The sequence below is a fragment of the Candidatus Terasakiella magnetica genome (assembly GCF_900093605.1).
GTDB classification, from domain to species: Bacteria; Pseudomonadota; Alphaproteobacteria; order Rhodospirillales; family Terasakiellaceae; genus Terasakiella; species Terasakiella magnetica.
Genome location: NZ_FLYE01000001.1, coordinates 327432 through 346873 on the forward strand (window position 1 = coordinate 327432; position 19442 = coordinate 346873).

Below are 19442 nucleotides of genomic sequence, written 5' to 3' on the forward strand. Positions count from 1 at the left end.
AATAATGAGTTTAATGTCTCGTACAGCTCGCGCGTTCTTCTTAAAAGAACTGCTGCAAGGTTTGTGGATTACGTTCCGTTATATGTTTAAACAGAAAGTAACCTTGAACTATCCGTTCGAAAAAGGCCCGCTGTCACCGCGTTTTCGTGGTGAACATGCGCTGCGTCGTTACCCGAACGGTGAAGAGCGTTGCATCGCCTGTAAATTGTGTGAAGCAATTTGTCCGGCACAAGCCATCACCATCGAAGTTGAACCGCGCAATGACGGCTCTCGTCGCACAACGCGTTACGACATCGACATGACAAAATGTATCTACTGTGGTTTCTGTCAGGAAGCCTGTCCAGTAGATGCCATTGTTGAAGGTCCGAACTTCGAATTCGCCACTGAAACTCGTGAAGAACTTATGTATGACAAAGATAAGCTTCTTGCGAATGGTGAGCGTTGGGAAACCGAACTTGCTGCCCGCATCCGTCTCGATGCGCCGTATCGATAAATGGGGGTAGGGGAAAAAATTATGACTATGTTTATCACATACCTGAATAGCCGGATGTCCGGCCAGGGGGTCGCATGATAGTTCAAGCTCTCGCTTTCTATCTTTTTGCAGCCGTGACTGTGGGAAGTGCCGTGATGGTTATCACGGCGAAAAACCCGGTTCACTCGGTTCTGTTCCTTGTTCTTGCCTTATTCAACGTTGCAGGTCTTTTCGTTCTGCTTGGCGCTGAATTCCTCGCTATGTTGCTGGTTGTTGTCTACGCTGGTGCTGTAACGGTCTTGTTCCTCTTCGTTGTAATGATGCTTGACATCAACTTCGTAGAACTTCGTCAAGGCTTCTTACAGTATATGCCGCTTGGGGCTTCTATCGGCATCATCGTTTTGGCCGAACTCGCTGTTGTTGCGGGGGGCTGGCATTTTGCGCCAGATGTTGCAAAAGTCGCAACCGCACCGACACCGCCTATTGAAACCATGACCAACACACATGCGTTGGGTGCGATTTTGTACACTGATTACATCTATCTGTTCCAAGCAGCGGGTCTTGTCCTGCTGGTCGGGATGATTGGTGCAATTGTACTGACACATCGCAAACGTCCAGGTGTTCGCAAACAGGTTATTGCTGATCAGGTGAACTTGAAGGTCGAAGATGTGGCCGAGTTCAAAAAGGTCGAAATTGGAAAGGGTGTGTAATGTTAGAAATTGGTCTTGCACATTATCTCAGCCTTGCCGCTATTCTTTTCACATTGGGTATCCTTGGTATCTTCCTTAACAAGAAGAATATGATTGTTATACTTATGTCTGTGGAATTGATCTTGCTGGCTGTGAATATCAACTTGGTTTCCTTCTCCTCCTTCCTTGGAGATATGATGGGTCAAGTATTCTCGATTTTCGTTCTCACCGTTGCTGCTGCTGAAGCAGCTATTGGTCTGGCGATCCTTGTGGTCTTCTTCCGTAACCGTGGTTCCATCGCGGTCGAAGATATTAACGCGATGAAAGGGTAGGTTAAGAATGTATACTGCTGCAATTTTCCTCCCTCTCGTTGGCTTTTTGATCGCAGGTGCTCTTGCGCTCTTTACGCCTGAAGACGAGAAAAAGCGAAAGGCAAATGACCGCCTTGCACAGATCGTTACCTGCTCAGGTATGTTGATCTCTGCAGCTTTGGCCATTGCCATCTTCTTCGATGTTGGCTTAAACGGTAATGCAAAGACAGTTCATCTGTTTACATGGATCCAGTCCGGTACATTCGATGTCTCATGGGCGTTGCGTTTTGATACGCTGACCGCTGTGATGATGATCGTTGTAACGGGCGTTTCTTCCATGGTGCATGTTTATTCTTGTGGCTATATGTCACACGATCCAAACATCCCGCGCTTCATGGGGTACCTGTCGCTCTTTACCTTCTGCATGTTGATGCTGATTACAGCAGACAACCTGCTGCAACTGTTCTTTGGTTGGGAAGGTGTAGGTCTGGCATCTTACCTGTTGATTGGTTTTTGGTATCATAAACCATCTGCAAACGCGGCTGCGATTAAAGCCTTCTTGGTCAACCGTGTAGGTGACTTTGGTTTCTCCCTTGGTATTTTTGCAACCTTCTTGTTGTTCGGCACTGCCGATTTCGACACGATCTTTGCTGCTGTACCGGGGCAAGCTGACACAGTGATCACACTGTTTGGCACCGAATGGCACGCTATGACAATCATCTGCCTGTTGCTCTTTGTTGGGGCGATGGGTAAATCAGCTCAGCTTGGTCTTCATACTTGGCTGCCTGATGCGATGGAAGGTCCAACACCTGTATCTGCATTGATCCACGCCGCAACAATGGTAACGGCTGGTGTCTTCATGGTTGCACGTCTTTCGCCAATGTTTGAATATTCAGACGTTGCGTTGAATGTGGTGACCATTGTGGGTGCGGCAACTTGTTTCTTTGCTGCCACAATCGGTTGTGTACAAAACGATATCAAGCGCGTGATCGCTTATTCAACTTGTTCACAGCTTGGTTACATGTTCTTTGCCTGTGGTGTTTCTGCTTATTCAGCGGGTGTCTTCCACCTCATGACACACGGCTTCTTTAAAGCCCTGTTGTTCTTGGGTGCTGGTTCTGTCATCCACGCCATGTCTGATGAACAAGACATGCGCAAGATGGGCGGTATCTGGAAAATGATCCCGATCACCTATGCTTTGATGTGGATTGGTAACCTTGCGCTTGCAGGTATTCCACCATTTGCGGGTTATTTCTCAAAAGATATCGTGCTTGAAGCGGCCTATGCCTCCCACACAGATGTTGGTATTTTTGCCTACTGGATGGGGATTGGCGCAGCCTTCATGACAGCATTCTATTCTTGGCGTTTGTTGTTCATGACGTTCCATGGCAAACCTCGTGCAAACGATACGGTTATGGCCCATGTTCATGAGAGTCCGAAAATCATGATCTTGCCTTTGATCCCATTGGCATTGGGGGCCCTGTTTGCAGGTTACCTCGGTTATGACAATTTCGTTGGCGCGAATGCAACAGCGTTCTGGAACAATGCAATTTTGATCCTGCCATCTCACCCTGGTCTTGAAAATGCACACCATGTGGCGGCTTGGGTTAAGTACCTGCCGTTGGTTGTTGGCATCATCGGTATCAGCTTGGCTTATGTCTTCTATCTTGCAGTACCAAGTATTCCGGGCAAACTGGCAAGCACATTTAATGGCTTGTACAAATTCCTGCTCAACAAATGGTACTGGGACGAGTTGTACGACTTCCTGTTTGTTAAACCTTCTTTCTATCTGGGTCGCGGCCTGTGGAAAGCTGGTGATGAAGAGCTTATCGACGGTGTCGGTCCAAACGGCTTTGCCCGTGCGACCAAAGCACTGGCGGGTAGAGCGTCACGTTTGCAAACGGGATACCTGTATCACTATGCGTTCGTCATGTTGGCAGGTGCTGCCATCCTGATCACCTGGTATCTGTTTACGAAGGGCTGAAAGTAAGATGAGTAATATTCCTCTTCTCAGTGTTATCACTTTTCTGCCTCTCGTAGGTGTTGCTATGATCCTGCTTCTGGTTCGTGGTGACGTAAAAGATGATAGCAAAAGCGCAAAACAAATTGCGCTACTGACATCTGTCGCAACTTTCATCATCTCTTTAGGTGTATGGACGGGCTTTGATTTAACAACGGCTGATTTCCAGTTTGTTGAAAAAGCCGAATGGTTGCCGGGTGTTGGTGTTAATTATCACATGGGTATCGATGGTATCTCCATGCTGTTCGTACTGCTCTCTACATTGCTGACACCGATTTGTATCTTGTCAGCATGGGATGCGGTTACGAAACGCGCCAAAGAATATATGATCTCCTTCCTCATTCTTGAGACAATGATGATCGGTATGTTCTGTGCCTTGGATATGATGCTGTTCTACATCTTCTTTGAAGGTGTTTTGATCCCGATGTTCATCATTATCGGTGTATGGGGCGGTCAAAACCGTATTTATGCGGCGTTTAAGCTGTTCCTTTACACATTGCTTGGTTCTGTACTGATGTTGGTTGCGATGTTGGCTATGTATTGGGATGCGAATTCGTTCGATATTCCAACATTGATGGCACATCAATTCCCGGCACAAATGCAAACATGGATCTGGCTGGCCTTCTTTGCGTCTTTCGCTGTGAAAGTCCCCATGTGGCCCGTCCATACCTGGTTACCTGATGCCCACGTACAGGCACCGACTGCGGGTTCAGTTATTCTTGCCGGTGTGCTTTTGAAAATGGGTGGATACGGTTTCCTTCGTTTCTCCATTCCGATGATGCCGCTTGCAAGTGCAGACTTCACACCGCTAATCTATACGTTGTCCATCATTGCTGTGATCTACACCTCGCTGGTTGCCCTTGTGCAAGATGATATGAAAAAGCTTATTGCTTATTCCTCTATCGCGCATATGGGTTTTGTGACCATCGGTGCATTCACAGGCACGATCCAAGGTATTGAAGGCTCGATCTTCACTATGTTGTCACACGGTGTTGTTTCTGCCGCGCTCTTCTTGATCGTTGGTGTGATCTATGACCGTATTCATACACGTGAAATCGCCGCTTACGGTGGCTTGGTTGATCGCATGCCTAAATATGCGTTGATCTTCATGCTGTTTATGATGGCCTCTGTCGGTCTGCCGGGTACATCTGGTTTCGTTGGTGAAATTCTTGTTCTTGTTGGTGTTTTCCAAGTTGACCAATGGGTTGCTGCTTTGGCTGCAACGGGTGCGATCTTGGGTGCGGCTTACTCGCTGTATCTCTATCGTCGTATCGTCTTTGGTTCATTAACAAAAGAAAACCTCAAATCGATCCTCGATATGAACCGTCGCGAAGTATTGGTTTTCGCACCGCTGATCGTTCTGACACTGTTTGCTGGTGTATACCCGCAGCCGTTTCTTGACGTGATGCATGCCTCTGTCGAAAACCTCGTCAACAACTACCATGCTGCTTTGGACGCCGCCGGCGCCCAAGTAGCTGCACAATAGGAGTAGGCATTCATGAGTGAGCTTCCAAATCTCACCCCGGCATTGCCGGAAATCTTCATGGCCTGCGTTGCTATGGCGCTTTTGATGGTCGGTGTCTTTATGAAGGGCGAAGCTAAAGCGGTTACACGCACAGTTTCTTTGCTTGCAACAGGCTCGATGATCTTGGCTTTGTTGTTGGTGACGGCCTTTTCAACACAAGCAGGTACAACTTTTAACGGCCTGTTTATTACAGGTGCATTCCCAGCCTTTGCCAAAGTCCTGATTTTGGCAGCAAGTGCTGTGACCTTGTTTATGTCGCGCGATTTCTTTGATCGTGTTGGTGTTCATCGTTTTGAATTCCCCGTGCTGGCTGTTTTAGCCACATTGGGGATGATGATGATGGTTTCAGCCAATGATCTCATCGCACTTTATATGGGTCTTGAGCTACAATCGCTTTCTTTGTACGTGATGGCTTCCATCATGCGCAATGACCTGAAATCAACTGAGTCTGGTCTCAAGTATTTTGTTCTGGGCGCGCTTGCATCTGGTATGCTTCTTTATGGCTCAAGCTTGGTTTACGGTTTTGCCGGGACAACGAACTTTGGCGCAATGGCTGACATTTTGGCCCATGAAACAACAGGTGTACATGGTCCAAGCACTGGCTTGATCTTTGGTATCGTCTTTGTCATGGTCGGGCTGGCCTTTAAAGTCTCAGCTGCACCATTTCACATGTGGACACCAGATGTTTACGAAGGTGCCCCAACGCCTGTTACGGCCTTTTTTGCTGCAGCTCCTAAGGTTGCGGCCCTGTCACTCTTCATCTTTGTGATGGTTGGTGCGTTTGGCGATCTGGCAGGCCAATGGCAGCAAGTCGTGAAATTCATCGCGGTTGCTTCTATGGTCATTGGTGCTTTTGCCGCTGTTGCACAAACAAACATCAAACGACTGATGGCTTATTCTTCAATCGGTAACGTCGGTTACATGCTTGTTGGTTTGGCTGTTGGTGGTGCGGTTGCAAGTGGAACTGAAGTCCAGCAAAACGGGATTGAATCCATGTTGGTCTATTTGACCATCTATGTGATCATGACCCTTGGTACATTTGGTTGCATCTTGGCTATGAAACGTAACGGTCAAAGCGTTGAAAACATCAACGACTTGGCAGGCCTTTCTAAATCTAACCCGTTGATGGCGGCTGCACTGGCGATCTTTATGTTCTCCATGGCAGGTATTCCACCACTGGCTGGTTTCTTTGGTAAGCTTTACGTCTTCTTAGCAGCACTTGAAGCAGGCCTTGTTATCTTGGCTGTTATCGGGGTTCTTTCTTCTGTTGTTGGGTGTTTCTATTACATTCGTCTCATCAAAATCATGTATTTTGATGATGCAGAAGAAGCTTTGGATCGCAAAGCAGGTACTGAGATCAATCTGGTTGTGGCGGCTGCTGCAATCGTGATCTTGGCCTTCTTCATCTATCCTTCACTGATTACAGATAGTGCAGCCTCTGCTGCAGCTAGCCTGTTTGCTGGATAAATGAAGCAGTCAAATATATTTGATCTTAAAAAGCCGTCGGCGTTTTCGCTGGCGGCTTTTGAGTCTGTTGATAGCACCAATGACGAGTTACGCCGTCGCGCTGTTGCAGGTTGCCTTCCCAACACTGTTGTTTGCGCGCTTGAGCAAACAAAGGGCAGGGGCAGGCGAGGTCGCACATGGGTAAGTGAACCGGGAAATCTCTTTTGTTCCATCTTACAAAAGCCAAATGTCATACTCGCTGAAGCCTCAAAGGCAAGTTTTGTCAGTGCGCTTGCCATTTACGATGCCATTAGTGAAGCCGTTGAAGGCTTTGATTGTGATGTGACGTGTAAATGGCCTAATGATGTGTTGGTTGATGGCTATAAAGTCAGTGGTATTTTGCTTGAGTCACAGGTAATTCCTCAATCAAATGAACTTGATTGGCTGATTGTTGGAATCGGCATAAATTTGGCGCATGCACCGGCTGAGACACCTTATCCATGTGGGTATATCAATGCCTATCGTGAAAAAGCCATCACACCACCTGAGATGTTGGAAATCCTTCTCAAACACTTCCAACTTTGGTTTGAACGCTGGGAAAGCCTTGGTTTTACTGCCATTCGTAATGCTTGGTTGGATCGTGCCAAAGGGGTTGGTGAAGAAATCACGGTTAATTTAAGTGATGAGCAGTTGCGCGGGACCTTTGAAACCCTTGACGCTGAGGGCGCGCTTGTCCTACGAACCAAGGATGGACAGCGTTTAATAACCGCTGGCGATGTATTCTTCGACTAAGAGCTTAAGGGTAAGTTAGCAATGCTTTTGGCAATTGATTCAGGCAATACAAACACCGTTTTTTCCGTGTTTGATGATGATGGTAAAGTGCGCGGTGAATGGCGCAGTTCCACAAATGCCAACCGCACAGCAGACGAATTTGCCGTCTGGTTATCTCAATTGATGTCTTTTGAGGGCATTAATGCAAAAGATATTGATGCCGCCATCATTGCAACGGTTGTCCCCGCCATGCTCTTTAACCTGCAATCATTATGCAGAAAATATTACAAGATTGAACCCATCGTTGTGGGTGATCCCAATGTGGATCTTGGTATTGAAATTTATCTGGACCGTCCCGAAGAAGTTGGGGCTGACCGCCTTGTTAATGCCATTGCCGCCCATGATGTTTATGACGGCCCGCTCATCGTCATTGATTTTGGTACGGCCACCACATTTGATGTGGTTGATATTGACGGCAATTATTGTGGCGGTGCGATTGCACCGGGGATTAACCTATCTCTTGAAGCTTTGCATATGCATGCGGCTAAACTTCCACGTGTTGCCATTGGTCGACCTGAAAAAGCCATCGGTAAAGGCACGACAACAGCCATGCAATCTGGTATCTTCTGGGGCTATATCGGTATGATTGAAGGGCTGACCCAACGAATGAAAGATGAATTTGGCTCTGAAATGACGGTGATTGCCACAGGCGGGCTTTCCGCACTTTTTGCCAAATCAACCAGCGTCATCCAATATAGCGACCCTGACCTGACACTGCGCGGCCTTCTGACAATTTATAAAAGAAATCAAAACGTATGACCAAAAAAGAACTAATCTTTGTTCCGCTCGGTGGAGCAGGGGAAATCGGCATGAACCTCAACCTCTATGGCTATGGTAAGCCTGAAGAGGAAGATTGGCTGATCGTCGATTACGGTATTACGTTTGGCGATGATACAACACCGGGTATTGATGTTATCCTGCCTGACCCAACCTTTATTGAACAGCGCAAAGACAAAATTAAAGGTATGGTCATCACCCATGCCCATGAAGATCATATCGGAGCCTTGGCCTATATGTGGGACCGTGTGCAATGCCCAGTTTATTGCACACCTTTTACCGCGACACTTGCGCGTGGCAAGTTAAAAGAAGCAGGTTTTGGTCATCTTGATATCGTTCATGAAATTCCTTTAGGTGGCACTTTTAATCTCGATCCATTTGAAGTTGAATTTATCACCTTTACCCATTCTATCTTGGAGCCCAACGCCCTTGCCATTCGCACAGCTGAAGGCACCGTTGTTCATACAGGGGATTGGAAGCTTGATGATGGTCCGGTCATTGGGCGCACAACAGATGTTGATCGCCTCTCCCAAATTGGTAAAGAAGGTGTCCTTGCCCTTATTTGCGATTCAACAAATGTCTTTTCCACAGGAAAAACAGGATCAGAAGAAGACCTTGAAGGCAGCCTTACTGAATTAATAGGCAGCTATAAAACAGGCAAAGTCTGTGTGACTTGTTTTGCCTCAAACCTTGCGCGCCTTCATACTATTGCTGTTGCTGCAAAAGAAAATGGTCGCCAAATCGTTGTCTCTGGGCGGTCATTCTCAAAAATGATGGAAGCTGCGCACGCCAATGGTTACATGATGGACACGCCTGATTTCTTATCCGAAGACGAAGCCCGTCATATTCCGGATGATGAACTGCTTGTCATTTGTACGGGGTCCCAAGGTGAACCGCGTGCAGCACTTGCGCGCATTGCCAGTGGTCAGCATAAAAACATCTCCCTTGGTGATGGCGATGTCGTGATTTTCTCTTCACGCACCATTCCGGGCAATGAGAAATCAATTTACCGCATTCAAAACGAGCTTGCGCGCAAAGGCATTGAGATTGTGACGTCACATGATCATTTCGTTCATGTCTCAGGTCACCCGGCACAAGACGAGCTGCGTGAATTATTCCGCCGCGTACAGCCGCAAATCGCCGTGCCTGTGCATGGTGAGTTTCGCCACCTTCAGGCCCATGCGGCATTGGCTGAAGACTGCGGTGTGAAAAAAGCTTTCGTCATTGAAAATGGTAATGTGGTCAAGCTTGAAAAAGATATGCCCTGCATTATTGATGAAGTGGAAACAGGCCGTCTGGCATGGGAAGGTCGCCGCGCTGTGCCCATGAATTCAGAAGTTGTCCAGACGCGTAAACGCGCACTGTTTAATGGCTCTTGTGTTGTTTCTGTTGCGGTAGATGGCGAGGGTAAAATCCTCTCTGAGCCCATCATCACAACGGAAGGCCTGCTTGACCCAGATGGGGATGATGACCTTTGGGATCAGCTGTTTGATATTATTTATAATACGGTTGACTCTATGCCCAAACGCGATCGAAAAGACGATGCGGTGCTAGAGGAAAACTTACGCTTAAATGCACGCCGCTGGTTTAGAAAAACCTTTGGCAAACGTGCAATAACCCATATCCATTTGTTAAGAGTTTAAACTTAGGAGTTCTATAAAAATGATTGGACGCTTGAACCATATCGCTATTGCTGTTCCTGATCTGGAAGCGGCAACAAAAACATATGCATCCACTTTGGGTGCAAAGGTAAACCCACCACAAGACGAGCCTGATCACGGTGTAACAGTTGTTTTTGTTGAATTACCAAACACGAAGGTTGAGCTGCTCTACCCATTGGGTGAGAACTCTCCAATTGCAGGTTTCCTTGAGAAAAACCCAGCTGGTGGCATTCACCATATTTGTTACGAAGTTGATGACATCATTGAAGCCCGTGATAAGTTAAAAGCTGAAGGCGCACGCGTTCTTGGTAATGGGGAGCCAAAAATCGGCGCCCATGGCAATCCGGTTCTCTTCTTGCACCCAAAAGATTTCAACGGTGCGTTGGTTGAGCTAGAACAAGCTTAATATTTAATGTGAAGTGCCCTCGTTTATGCGGGGGCATTTTCATTTTTAATACTGGATGTTGTCTTATGAATTTTGGTCAAACAGAAGCCATCTTGCTTGTCGCCTTTATTATTTTATGGTGGCTGTTTTACTTTGGCGTAAAAATGCGCGCTGACCAAAAATATATGAGCAGCGACCATAATGAAGACATGCGTCCTTGCCTTGGTTGCATGATCACCCAATCGGCTATGATGGCGGCGGCAACGCTGGTTATTTGTTATGGTGCGTTCCTTATGGAATGGGTGAGTTTTAAGCGATGAACTGGTATTGTGACGTCGCCCCCGGTCATGAATTTCATGGGCCTTATCATGAAAGTGAATATGGCTTTCCTTTAAGTGAGGACCACAAATTATTTGAACGCTTATGTCTTGAGATCATGCAAGCGGGTCTTTCATGGCTGATCATCCTTAAGAAGAAAGACGCCTTTATCAAAGCTTTTGAACAGTTTCATATTGATAAAGTCGCTGCCTACGGTGAGATTGAGCGCGAAAGACTGCTGAGTGATGCCAGCATTATTCGCAATAAGCTCAAGATCAATGCCATCATCCATAATGCAGGCGTGATCCAAAATCTTCAAAAAGAACATGGCAGCTTTGCAAACTGGATTAAAAGCCATCATCCAAAACCCAAAGCTGAATGGGTTAAGCTTTTTAAAAAGACGTTTAAATTTACCGGTGGGGAAATTACGGGTGAATTTTTAATGAGTACTGGATATTTACCCGGCACACACCGTGAAGACTGTCCTATCTATAAAAGGCTTGAGAAAACCAACCCACCTTGGATGCAGGTTGACCAATCAATTTATAAAGAAGGCTAGTCTTTTATTGGCTTTGTGATTTACCATAAATGCGTTTCATAATTTCAGATGAACTTTCTGCATGGGCAATAATTTGTTCCATCAGCCCCAGTATATACATGTTATTGCTCAAAACTTCCTGAATTTCCGGGTGGCTGTCACTATGCATCTCATGACAGCGCTCTAAAATATCACCACGGATCATTCGAAATACATCTTCTAATGTATGACCGTCCGGCATATCCTTTGAAATCAATAATTTTGTCATCTAAACCTCCCAGTTACCAATGCTTTTGCGTTATAGTATACTGGATTTTACGCCCTAATGACATTGCAAGCTAAGGATGCCTTTTATGAGACTGATGCTTTTGCTAACTTTCATGTTTGTTTCTTCTCCCACATGGGCCGATAGCGTTGAAAGTGCTGTCTCCATCACAGAAAAAGAATGTCGCAAACTCATTCGAATTAATTCCTTTAGCAGCGCAGACTATAAAGCCGGTGTCGATATGCGTGGCAATAAGGTTGTCGGTGCCGATTTAAACGGTGGGCATAAAATCAAACTTCCTGATGAAATCACCTTTGATTTTGGAATTGATCTGGCAGAAAAATACAATATGGGTACAGGTTTTTACGGCAAAGCCAATCTTGGAAAGGTCAAAGTGAAGGGGCGTAACGTCTATTGGAACGGTCAAAAACTGGGCCAAGATGAAAATAACGCCATTTTGGATGCCTGCCTTGCACAATATGGGCAAAAATAACAACGATTTCATTGCGTTTTTGCAGGGGTTTATCTAAAGTCAGCTCAACATTATTCTATCTGTTTTGAGGACTAAAATGCGCCTTTCGCAATATTTCCTACCGACCCTAAAAGAAAACCCATCTGAAGCACAAATTGTTTCCCACCGTTTGATGCTGCGCGCGGGCATGATCCGCCAATCATCTGCGGGTATTTATAACTGGCTGCCATTGGGCTTGCGCGTCTTGCGTAAGATCGAACAAATCGTTCGTGAAGAACAGGACTTGGCTGGCTGTCAAGAAGTCTTGATGCCAACAATTCAACCATCAGAGCTGTGGCAGAAAAGTGGTCGTTATGATGATTACGGTAAAGAAATGCTGCGCATCACTGACCGCCACGGTCGTGACATGCTTTATGGCCCAACAAACGAAGAAGCCATCACTGATGTGGTGAAAATGGAATGTCAGTCTTACAAAGACATGCCAAAGATGCTCTATCACATCCAATGGAAATTCCGCGATGAGGTACGCCCGCGTTTTGGTATTATGCGTGGTCGTGAATTCCTCATGAAAGACAGCTACTCTTTTGATATTGATTACGAATCTTCAAAAGCAGCTTATAATAAAATGTTCGTGGCTTACCTGCGCACGTTCAACCGTTTGGGCGTAAAAGCTATTCCTATGCGTGCTGATACAGGGCCTATTGGCGGTGATCTTTCACATGAATTCCTCGTTCTAGCTGATACTGGCGAGTCTGGTGTGTTTGTTCACAAAGACGTTCTAGATTTTGATATCCCGGGCGATGATGTGGATTATAACGAAGACCTTCAGCCTATCGTTGATAAATGGACATCACTTTACGCCGCAACAGATGAGAAACACGAAGAAGGCGTTGAAGCCGAGCTTGGTGATGATCTTTTAGCTGCACGTGGTATTGAAGTTGGTCACATCTTCCATTTCGGCACAAAATATTCAAAACCAATGGGCGCGACAGTTACAGACCAAAATGGTACTGAAATTGACCTGCAAATGGGCTCATACGGTATTGGTGTTTCGCGTCTGATCGGTGCAATCATTGAAGCCAGCCATGATGATGACGGTATCATCTGGCCTGAAAGTGTTGCCCCATTCACCGTGGGTATCATCAACTTGAAAACAGGCGATGAAACATGTGATGAGACCTGTGATAGGCTTTATAAAGAGCTCAACGCAGCAGGTGTTGAAACCTTGATTGATGATACAGCCGAGCGTGCTGGTGGTAAGTTCAAGAATATGGACCTGATCGGTATTCCTTGGCATGTGGTTATTGGTCCACGTGGTCTTAAAAACGGTGTTGCGGAAGTTAAAAACCGCAAGTCTGGTGAAAAACAAGAAATCGCAATCACCGATCTGGTTGCTCATTTCTCAAAATAACCCATACGTCACTTTGGCGATGAAGGGAAAACCATAATGTTCAAAGCGTTTGAATGGATGATGGCGGCGCGCTACCTGCGAGCAAGACGCCGTGAAGGCTTTGTGTCCGTCATTGCATGGTTTTCCCTGCTCGGTATTGCCCTTGGTGTGGCAACCCTGATCATCGTCATGTCAGTGATGAATGGCTTTCGTGAAGAGCTTTTAAGCCGCATTTTGGGGATCAATGGCCATATCAATGTCTATGGTCATAACCGCGTTATCCCCAACTATAATTCATTGTCTGAAGAGCTTGCCAAAATTGACGGGGTGAAAAGCGTTACCCCCATGATTGAAGGCCAAGTCATGGCAACGGGTAAAGGGGCTTCAAGCGGGGCCATGGTGCGGGGGTTAAGCGGTGCTGATTTTAAAAAGCGTGATCTGCTTTTTAACAGTGTGAAAGCAGGCTCCATAAAACTGTTTGAAGCAGGCGAGGGGGTTATTATCGGCTCGCGCCTTGCCTCTAAGCTGGGCTTATGGGTGGGCGATCGTATAACTTTAATTTCACCTAAAGGAAATGTCACAGCCTTTGGCACCGTGCCACGAATGCGCAGTTTTATCATCGCTGCCACGTTTGATATTGGCATGTATGAGTATGATTCAAGCTTTGTCTTCATGCCCCTAAAAGCTGCTCAAACCTATTTTAGAATTCCCGGTGTGAACTACCTTGAAGTCCTCACCCCAAGTGCAAGCCAAGCTGAAAGTGTGTCTTATGACATTCGACTTGAACTTGGTCGAAAGGGTCTAAACCCTGTTGATTGGAAGCGTACTAATTCAAGCTTTTTCAATGCCTTACAGGTCGAACGTAATGTAATGTTTATGATCTTAACCTTGATCATTATTGTGGCTGCTTTCAATATTATCTCTGGCCTGATCATGCTTGTAAAAGACAAGGGAAAAGACATTGCGATCTTGCGCACCATGGGGGCAAGCCGGGGAAGTATCATGCGGATTTTCCTTATTGCCGGGGCAAGTGTTGGGGTGTTTGGCACTGTGCTTGGTTTTATCCTAGGCTTGGCTTTTTCTGAAAATATTGAAACCATACGGCAATGGATTGAAGGTTTAAGCGGCACAGAATTGTTTGCAGCTGAGATTTATTTCCTCTCAAAACTTCCCGCCATTGTTGATTATAGTGAAGTCACGCTGGTTGTCGGCATGGGGCTTGGCTTATCGTTCCTTGCCACATTGTATCCGTCATGGCGTGCAGCCCGTCTAGACCCTGTTGAGGCACTTCGTTATGAGTAAAGCCGTTCTTGAACTGCAAAAGCTTTGTCGTACCTTTAAACAGGGGACGGACACACTTCATATTCTTAAAGAGTCTGATCTAATCATCAATCAAGGTGAGATCGTTGCCTTGGTCGGCCCAAGTGGGGCAGGCAAATCAACTTTGTTACAAACTGCTGGCCTGTTAGAAAAGCCTGATACGGGTACAATTCGTATTGGCGGGACTGATACCAGTAAGCTGAGTGATAAAGAACTCACACGTTTGCGCTGCAATCATCTTGGTTTTGTCTATCAATATCATCATCTTCTGCCTGAATTTTCAGCCAGTGAGAATATTGTCATCCCACAGATGATTAATGGCAAATCAAAAGCAGAGGCCAATGTGCGCGCACAAGAGCTGCTTGAGGCTGTCTCGCTTTCCAAACGGGATGAACACCGCCCGGCTGAGCTTTCCGGTGGTGAGCAGCAACGCATCGCCATTGCACGAGCCCTTGCAAATAAGCCTAAGCTCTTGCTTGCAGATGAGCCCACAGGCAACCTTGATCCGGTCACTTCCGATCATGTGTTTAACCTTCTTTTAGAAGAAGTGCGCAAAGAAGGATTAGCAGCCCTTATTGCCACCCATAACCCCACATTAGCTAAACGAATGGATCGGGTTGTAAAATTAGAAGATGGTCATCTAATTGAACAATAAAAAAAGGCTGTCTCTCAGGGAAGAAACAGCCTTTTTAAATATTTTTTATTCTTTTAGGTTATTCAGAATAACCAAGAACCATATCGCGCAATGTCACGATACCTACAGGGTTGCGATCATGATCAATCACAACTGCGCGTGACAGGCTGAAACGCACGAGCAAGCGCACGGCATATTTGATGTTCATTTCTGCGGGAACCGTCATAACGGGTTTGCGCATCACTTCATAAACACTTGTGCGACCCGCAGGGCGGTCGGTTGCCACAACTTCGCGTGCAATGTCGCGAATGGTCAGCATGCCAAATTCATCGCCCTCGTCATGACGCTCAACGATCAAAGAGCTTACTTTTTCTTCTTTGATCATTTCAATCGCTTCAGCAATTGTAGCTACACGGCCGATTGTTTTCACATTCGGGCTCATAACGTCGCTGACGCGGATAAAGGAGTTCTCAGTCATACTTCACCTGCAATTTCTTCCATGATTTTTGGTAATTGTGTGTTTAGGCCTACAGCATCTTCAATATCGATTTGGAAAGCCACACCTGCACCGGGTTCGTCTTCAAAGTTACCCGCTGTATTGATGGTTTCCAAAATACGACGTGCTTGCGTACCTGCAACCAAGAACAAGATCACATCACGCTGTGCTGTGAGTTCAAGGCCCATAAACCCTTTTTCCGGTGTCATACCTTCACCACGAACCGAGCTGATGGTGGTTGCACCAGTTGCACCGGCTTCACGTGCGGCATCGATCACCACATCTGTTTTTTCGTCAGCTACCATAGCCACGATTAGTTTTAAATTCATACTTCACTCCCTGATGAAGACTCATCCGTACCTTCTGCTTTTTTACCCTTTTTTGCAATCGCTTCAGCGATCAGGGCATATGCCAGTACGGACATAATTGGAAAGACACTTGCAAAGGCAATCAGACCGAAACCGTCCAATAAGGGGCTACGCCCGGGCACGGTTGATGCCAAACCAAGACCAAGGGCTGCCACAACAGGTACTGTTACCGTTGAGGTGGTCACCCCGCCACTGTCATAAGCCAGTGGTATAATAGTTTTAGCTGCAAAAAATGTTTGAATGATGACGATTATGTAACCGACCATAATATAATCGGGAAGGGGCGTGCCTGTTACAATCCGGAAAGTTCCCAAAGACACGCCAACGGCAACACCAATGGCAACAGCGCCGCGCAATCCCCACGCGCTAATATTTCCACCTGAAATTTCTTCTGCTTTAATGGCAACGGCAATCAAGGAAGGCTCAGCAACGGTTGTTGCAAAACCAATAGCTGCTGCGAAAATGTAAACCCAGTAATAATCCTGCCATGTCAGTGAGGATGGGTCCCCATTTGCACCAAGGAATTCAGGGTCTGACAGTTGGGTTGCCATTGATTCCCCAAGGGGGAAGAGGGCTTGTTCTAAGCCAACCAAGAAAAGGGTCAAGCCGATTAAAACATAGAAAAAACCAATCAGGATTTTCTTAAAATTCGGTATTTTCTTGCGGATAACCAAAAACTGGAAACCAAGCAAAATAGCGATGATCGGTGCGATATCACGACAAGTCGAAATCGCTGCTTCTGATATGTTGATGATCCATTCAAGCATTACATCACCATACCAAAGAGAAGGACAAAGATCATCGGCGTCAAGCTGGCAAAGGCGATAAGACCAAAGCCATCAATCATCGGGTTACGTCCACGGATGGTAGAAGATAGGCCCACACCCAATGCGGTCACCAAAGGTACCGTCACGGTTGATGTTGTCACCCCACCACTATCATAAGCAATACCCACAATCTCAGGCGGTGCAAATTTTGTAATGATGATGACGAGGACGTAACCACCAATGATGAAATACTGGATCGGCCAGCCTTTTAAGATACGAAAGACACCTAATACAATGGCGGAGCCCACAGAAAGGGCCACCACGATGCGCAACTGGTTGGCATAGGTGGATTGGGCTTCTGCATTTAGCGGGATCTGCCCGCCTTTGGCTGCAATTTCAGCTGCTTCTGCGGCAACCGCAATCAAGGCAGGTTCGGCAATGGTTGTGCCAAAGCCCAAGGCAAAGGCAAAAGCCAAAATCGCAATCACGCTACCTTTTCTGGCAAAGGCATTTGCCATGCTTTCGCCAAGGGGAAACAGCCCCATCTCCAGACCTTGAATAAAGAAGGCCAATCCCATCACGACCAAAAACAGGCCGGGGATGACTTTATCCAAATTGGGGAAGGGTTGTTGCAGAACAATAATCTGGAAAAAGGCGATCACAAGGATGATCGGTGCCAGATCACGCAGGGCTCCAACAAACAGGCCAATAAATCTTTTAATACCGGGATTCATCTAACGAAAAGCGCCTTAATTTATATATTCATTTATTTTTTCATAATATAACAAGAGGATAAGTACAAGTTACGTTTTTGGAACATAAAGCCTCACAGGTGCAGTTAAGCCTCGAACCTCAGTCGTACCAACGGTTTCCAGCGATATTGTTTTTATCTGTTTTGCCGTATTTCCTGAGATTAGAATGTCCGTTTTGAAGTGTTTATTCAAATTTTCAATTCTCGAGGCTAGATTCACCGCATCGCCATGTACGGTATAATTAAGCCGTCCTTCAGCCCCGACTGCCCCTGCAACCACATTGCCCGTATTTAAACCAATGCGGCTTTTTATGGTGATGCCATCAAACTTTTCACCTAACAGCATCTGTTTAATTTCTAAGGCCGCCTTTAAGGCATTTTCTGCGTGATCATCAGATTTAATAGGAACGTTAAATGTTGCCAAAACCGCATCGCCTTGAAATTGTGTGACCACACCGCCGTGACGCTCCAACACATTCACAACCGCATTGAAATACTGGTTTAAGATCGCAACGATTTTATCGGGGCCAACTTTTTCCGTTAGTTGGGTAAACCCTTCAATATCGGAAAATAAAATAGTGGCCTCTGTGGCAATGGGCTGCAACTCCCCATCTTCTTCCATAAGGGATGATGCGATTGATTCAGGGACATATCGACCAAAGACTTCGCGGATCATGTCGCGTTCCTGAATGCCTTGAACCATTTCGTTAAAGGCAAGGGCGGCTTGGTCAAGTTCACGCAAGCGGCTTCGTGGTAAAAGCGGGACGTTATCTAATTCACCTTTGCGAACGGTTTTTGCTGATTCTGCAAGGCGCACAATCGGGCGGGCTAGTTTTTTACCGACTTTCATGGAGAGAATGACAGAAATCACCAAAACTATCAGGCCAGCACCTGCCATTTCAAAAAGCTGCAAAGCCGCTGTGCTATCAGACTTTCCCGCATTAATATAAACACCCAACACCCATGGTGTTTGACCAAAGCGAACAATTTCTTTTGTGGCGACAATATACATATCACCATCAACGCGCGCGCGATTGACCTGCACATTATCAATAGGCGTAATTAAGCCCGCCTTTGTGACTGAGCCATGAACAAGGCTTGCCAACTTCACATCTTGAAAATCATCAACAGAAGGCAAGGGGATATCACCTTTGCCTGTAATCCAATCAGCGCGTGCCCCTAACTCATCAGAGACAGTCCGCCCGCTGGTTAAAAGGGGATGGGCAAGAATATGGTTGCGACCATATAAGATAAAGGGGGTTAGAAAACGGTCTGACGAGGTGCTTAAAATTGTTTTGGACAGATCGGCAACTGTTACACCAATAAATAAAATAGCTTTTAACTCACCATCTTGATAAATCGGTGTGCGTACATCCACAATGGTTTGTTCTTCTTTGTCATCCCAAATCAGCTTGCTCCAGACATTCGTTTTTGCCATGGACATCAAACTAAACAATCTTGTGTTTTCTGCTGTGCTAATTCGTTTTTTTTCAATCCACTGGTTATCTTTGCGCAACATATAACGTGTAATGCCATCTTTATATTGCAAGCCCAAGCCGCTGACATTTGGTGTTCCAGCGAGAACACCACGTAGAAATGTCTTTATCTGTTTGTGATCATGAAGGTTAATTTTCCCCTCTTTAAACTGATCACTGATCCAAAGTGTCTGGCTTTCAACCGGAAGCAACAGCCCTTCGACCTCACTTGTTAGCTTATCAAGCGCGGTCTCAATTAATATATGGTGATAATCTTTGGTGAGTTTTGTGGTTGAGCTTAACCCTAAATATAAAACCACAGCCACAGCCAGAAGAATCAGCCCGCCAAAACCATAAAATAAAACATATTGGATCGGCTGGCGTGGAAAAGTGATTTTTTTCCATAAATTCATAAGGTTAGGCCTATTTTATACAAATATATAAATAAACAAAAATGTTTTCAGATTATCCAAAGACAGTTAGGATGGACAATGTGCACTTAACTTATCACTTACTCAAGATTTTATCACA

22 protein-coding genes are annotated in these 19442 nt (G+C 45.9%); 16 read left to right on the top strand and 6 right to left on the bottom strand.

What is annotated here, in order from left to right; genetic code table 11:
* Positions 1-4 precede the first annotated feature (4 nt).
* From nuoI to MTBPR1_RS01285, 12 genes are all read left to right on the top strand, one after another.
* Positions 5-493 carry an NADH-quinone oxidoreductase subunit NuoI gene (gene nuoI / locus MTBPR1_RS01230; RefSeq protein ID WP_069185719.1) on the top strand — a complete coding sequence of 163 codons (489 nt, stop codon included), beginning with the start codon at positions 5-7 and terminating at the stop codon, positions 491-493.
* 74 nt (positions 494-567) lie between these two features.
* Positions 568-1182: an NADH-quinone oxidoreductase subunit J gene (locus MTBPR1_RS01235; protein ID WP_069185720.1), complete on the top strand. Its 615-nt coding sequence runs from the start codon at positions 568-570 to the stop codon at positions 1180-1182.
* Positions 1182-1493 (top strand): NADH-quinone oxidoreductase subunit NuoK, encoded by a 312-nt coding sequence (gene nuoK, locus MTBPR1_RS01240; RefSeq protein WP_069185721.1) that lies wholly within the window; start codon positions 1182-1184, stop codon positions 1491-1493. The genes MTBPR1_RS01235 and nuoK overlap by 1 nt, the downstream gene beginning before the upstream one ends.
* Positions 1494-1500: 7 nt before the next feature.
* Complete coding sequence (gene nuoL, locus MTBPR1_RS01245) at positions 1501-3456, top strand: NADH-quinone oxidoreductase subunit L (protein WP_069185722.1); 1956 nt, start codon at positions 1501-1503, stop codon at positions 3454-3456.
* Positions 3457-3463: 7 nt separating this feature from the next.
* On the top strand, positions 3464-4978 hold the full coding sequence (locus tag MTBPR1_RS01250; protein ID WP_069185723.1) for an NADH-quinone oxidoreductase subunit M: 1515 nt from the start codon (positions 3464-3466) through the stop codon (positions 4976-4978).
* 12 nt (positions 4979-4990) lie between these two features.
* Entirely contained in the window at positions 4991-6484 is a 1494-nt protein-coding gene (gene nuoN, locus MTBPR1_RS01255) for an NADH-quinone oxidoreductase subunit NuoN (protein WP_069185724.1), read from the top strand.
* The gene (locus MTBPR1_RS01260) at positions 6485-7255 is read left to right on the top strand and encodes a biotin--[acetyl-CoA-carboxylase] ligase (RefSeq protein WP_069185725.1); all 771 of its coding nucleotides are present in this window, start codon (positions 6485-6487) and stop codon (positions 7253-7255) included.
* 21 nt (positions 7256-7276) lie between these two features.
* The gene (locus MTBPR1_RS01265; RefSeq protein WP_069185726.1) at positions 7277-8053 is read left to right on the top strand and encodes a type III pantothenate kinase; all 777 of its coding nucleotides are present in this window, start codon (positions 7277-7279) and stop codon (positions 8051-8053) included.
* Entirely contained in the window at positions 8050-9714 is a 1665-nt protein-coding gene (locus MTBPR1_RS01270) for a ribonuclease J (protein ID WP_069185727.1), read from the top strand. The genes MTBPR1_RS01265 and MTBPR1_RS01270 overlap by 4 nt, the downstream gene beginning before the upstream one ends.
* Before the next feature lie 19 nt (positions 9715-9733).
* Positions 9734-10138, top strand: coding sequence for a methylmalonyl-CoA epimerase (gene mce, locus MTBPR1_RS01275; RefSeq protein WP_069185728.1), 405 nt, complete (start codon positions 9734-9736; stop codon positions 10136-10138).
* Positions 10139-10203: 65 nt separating this feature from the next.
* On the top strand, positions 10204-10437 hold the full coding sequence (locus MTBPR1_RS01280; protein WP_069185729.1) for a hypothetical protein: 234 nt from the start codon (positions 10204-10206) through the stop codon (positions 10435-10437).
* Complete coding sequence (locus MTBPR1_RS01285) at positions 10434-10994, top strand: DNA-3-methyladenine glycosylase I (protein WP_069185730.1); 561 nt, start codon at positions 10434-10436, stop codon at positions 10992-10994. Before MTBPR1_RS01280 ends, MTBPR1_RS01285 begins: the two co-directional genes overlap by 4 nt.
* 4 nt (positions 10995-10998) lie before the next feature.
* Here MTBPR1_RS01285 and MTBPR1_RS01290 read toward each other — a convergent pair whose 3' ends face one another.
* Positions 10999-11241 (bottom strand): hypothetical protein, encoded by a 243-nt coding sequence (locus MTBPR1_RS01290; RefSeq protein WP_069185731.1) that lies wholly within the window; start codon positions 11239-11241, stop codon positions 10999-11001.
* Positions 11242-11326: 85 nt separating this feature from the next.
* Here MTBPR1_RS01290 and MTBPR1_RS01295 point away from each other — a divergent pair, with 85 nt between their 5' ends.
* From MTBPR1_RS01295 to MTBPR1_RS01310, 4 genes are all read left to right on the top strand, one after another.
* Positions 11327-11731, top strand: a complete 405-nt coding sequence (locus MTBPR1_RS01295; RefSeq protein WP_069185732.1) for a hypothetical protein — start codon at positions 11327-11329, stop codon at positions 11729-11731.
* A gap of 76 nt (positions 11732-11807) precedes the next feature.
* The gene (gene proS / locus MTBPR1_RS01300) at positions 11808-13121 is read left to right on the top strand and encodes a proline--tRNA ligase (protein ID WP_069185733.1); all 1314 of its coding nucleotides are present in this window, start codon (positions 11808-11810) and stop codon (positions 13119-13121) included.
* Between the two features lie 33 nt (positions 13122-13154).
* A complete protein-coding gene (locus MTBPR1_RS01305) occupies positions 13155-14402 on the top strand; it encodes a lipoprotein-releasing ABC transporter permease subunit (protein WP_069185734.1) in 1248 nt (415 codons plus the stop codon).
* Positions 14395-15075, top strand: a complete 681-nt coding sequence (locus tag MTBPR1_RS01310) for an ABC transporter ATP-binding protein (protein ID WP_069185735.1) — start codon at positions 14395-14397, stop codon at positions 15073-15075. The genes MTBPR1_RS01305 and MTBPR1_RS01310 overlap by 8 nt, the downstream gene beginning before the upstream one ends.
* A 58-nt stretch (positions 15076-15133) precedes the next feature.
* Here the strand turns inward: MTBPR1_RS01310 and MTBPR1_RS01315 are convergent, their stop codons facing one another.
* From MTBPR1_RS01315 to MTBPR1_RS01335, 5 genes are all read right to left on the bottom strand, one after another.
* Positions 15134-15532, bottom strand: coding sequence for a CBS domain-containing protein (locus MTBPR1_RS01315; protein WP_069185736.1), 399 nt, complete (start codon positions 15530-15532; stop codon positions 15134-15136).
* Positions 15529-15879 carry a P-II family nitrogen regulator gene (locus tag MTBPR1_RS01320; protein WP_069185737.1) on the bottom strand — a complete coding sequence of 117 codons (351 nt, stop codon included), beginning with the start codon at positions 15877-15879 and terminating at the stop codon, positions 15529-15531. Before MTBPR1_RS01320 ends, MTBPR1_RS01315 begins: the two co-directional genes overlap by 4 nt.
* On the bottom strand, positions 15876-16685 hold the full coding sequence (locus MTBPR1_RS01325) for a DUF1538 domain-containing protein (protein ID WP_069185738.1): 810 nt from the start codon (positions 16683-16685) through the stop codon (positions 15876-15878). Before MTBPR1_RS01325 ends, MTBPR1_RS01320 begins: the two co-directional genes overlap by 4 nt.
* On the bottom strand, positions 16685-17419 hold the full coding sequence (locus MTBPR1_RS01330) for a DUF1538 domain-containing protein (protein WP_069185739.1): 735 nt from the start codon (positions 17417-17419) through the stop codon (positions 16685-16687). The genes MTBPR1_RS01325 and MTBPR1_RS01330 overlap by 1 nt, the downstream gene beginning before the upstream one ends.
* A 69-nt stretch (positions 17420-17488) precedes the next feature.
* The gene (locus MTBPR1_RS01335; protein ID WP_069185740.1) at positions 17489-19324 is read right to left on the bottom strand and encodes an adenylate/guanylate cyclase domain-containing protein; all 1836 of its coding nucleotides are present in this window, start codon (positions 19322-19324) and stop codon (positions 17489-17491) included.
* Positions 19325-19442: the final 118 nt, after the last annotated feature.

Bases quoted from the DNA above. Each gene is read 5' to 3' on its own strand.
- nuoI (WP_069185719.1), top strand. From the start codon at position 5: ATGAGTTTAATGTCTCGTACAGCTCGCGCGTTCTTCTTAAAAGAACTG.
- MTBPR1_RS01235 (WP_069185720.1), top strand. From the start codon at position 568: ATGATAGTTCAAGCTCTCGCTTTCTATCTTTTTGCAGCCGTGACTGTG.
- nuoK (WP_069185721.1), top strand. From the start codon at position 1,182: ATGTTAGAAATTGGTCTTGCACATTATCTCAGCCTTGCCGCTATTCTT.
- nuoL (WP_069185722.1), top strand. From the start codon at position 1,501: ATGTATACTGCTGCAATTTTCCTCCCTCTCGTTGGCTTTTTGATCGCA.
- MTBPR1_RS01250 (WP_069185723.1), top strand. From the start codon at position 3,464: ATGAGTAATATTCCTCTTCTCAGTGTTATCACTTTTCTGCCTCTCGTA.
- nuoN (WP_069185724.1), top strand. From the start codon at position 4,991: ATGAGTGAGCTTCCAAATCTCACCCCGGCATTGCCGGAAATCTTCATG.
- MTBPR1_RS01260 (WP_069185725.1), top strand. From the start codon at position 6,485: ATGAAGCAGTCAAATATATTTGATCTTAAAAAGCCGTCGGCGTTTTCG.
- MTBPR1_RS01265 (WP_069185726.1), top strand. From the start codon at position 7,277: ATGCTTTTGGCAATTGATTCAGGCAATACAAACACCGTTTTTTCCGTG.
- MTBPR1_RS01270 (WP_069185727.1), top strand. From the start codon at position 8,050: ATGACCAAAAAAGAACTAATCTTTGTTCCGCTCGGTGGAGCAGGGGAA.
- mce (WP_069185728.1), top strand. From the start codon at position 9,734: ATGATTGGACGCTTGAACCATATCGCTATTGCTGTTCCTGATCTGGAA.
- MTBPR1_RS01280 (WP_069185729.1), top strand. From the start codon at position 10,204: ATGAATTTTGGTCAAACAGAAGCCATCTTGCTTGTCGCCTTTATTATT.
- MTBPR1_RS01285 (WP_069185730.1), top strand. From the start codon at position 10,434: ATGAACTGGTATTGTGACGTCGCCCCCGGTCATGAATTTCATGGGCCT.
- MTBPR1_RS01290 (WP_069185731.1), bottom strand. From the start codon at position 11,241: ATGACAAAATTATTGATTTCAAAGGATATGCCGGACGGTCATACATTA.
- MTBPR1_RS01295 (WP_069185732.1), top strand. From the start codon at position 11,327: ATGAGACTGATGCTTTTGCTAACTTTCATGTTTGTTTCTTCTCCCACA.
- proS (WP_069185733.1), top strand. From the start codon at position 11,808: ATGCGCCTTTCGCAATATTTCCTACCGACCCTAAAAGAAAACCCATCT.
- MTBPR1_RS01310 (WP_069185735.1), top strand. From the start codon at position 14,395: ATGAGTAAAGCCGTTCTTGAACTGCAAAAGCTTTGTCGTACCTTTAAA.
- MTBPR1_RS01315 (WP_069185736.1), bottom strand. From the start codon at position 15,532: ATGACTGAGAACTCCTTTATCCGCGTCAGCGACGTTATGAGCCCGAAT.
- MTBPR1_RS01320 (WP_069185737.1), bottom strand. From the start codon at position 15,879: ATGAATTTAAAACTAATCGTGGCTATGGTAGCTGACGAAAAAACAGAT.
- MTBPR1_RS01325 (WP_069185738.1), bottom strand. From the start codon at position 16,685: ATGCTTGAATGGATCATCAACATATCAGAAGCAGCGATTTCGACTTGT.
- MTBPR1_RS01330 (WP_069185739.1), bottom strand. From the start codon at position 17,419: ATGAATCCCGGTATTAAAAGATTTATTGGCCTGTTTGTTGGAGCCCTG.
- MTBPR1_RS01335 (WP_069185740.1), bottom strand. From the start codon at position 19,324: ATGAATTTATGGAAAAAAATCACTTTTCCACGCCAGCCGATCCAATAT.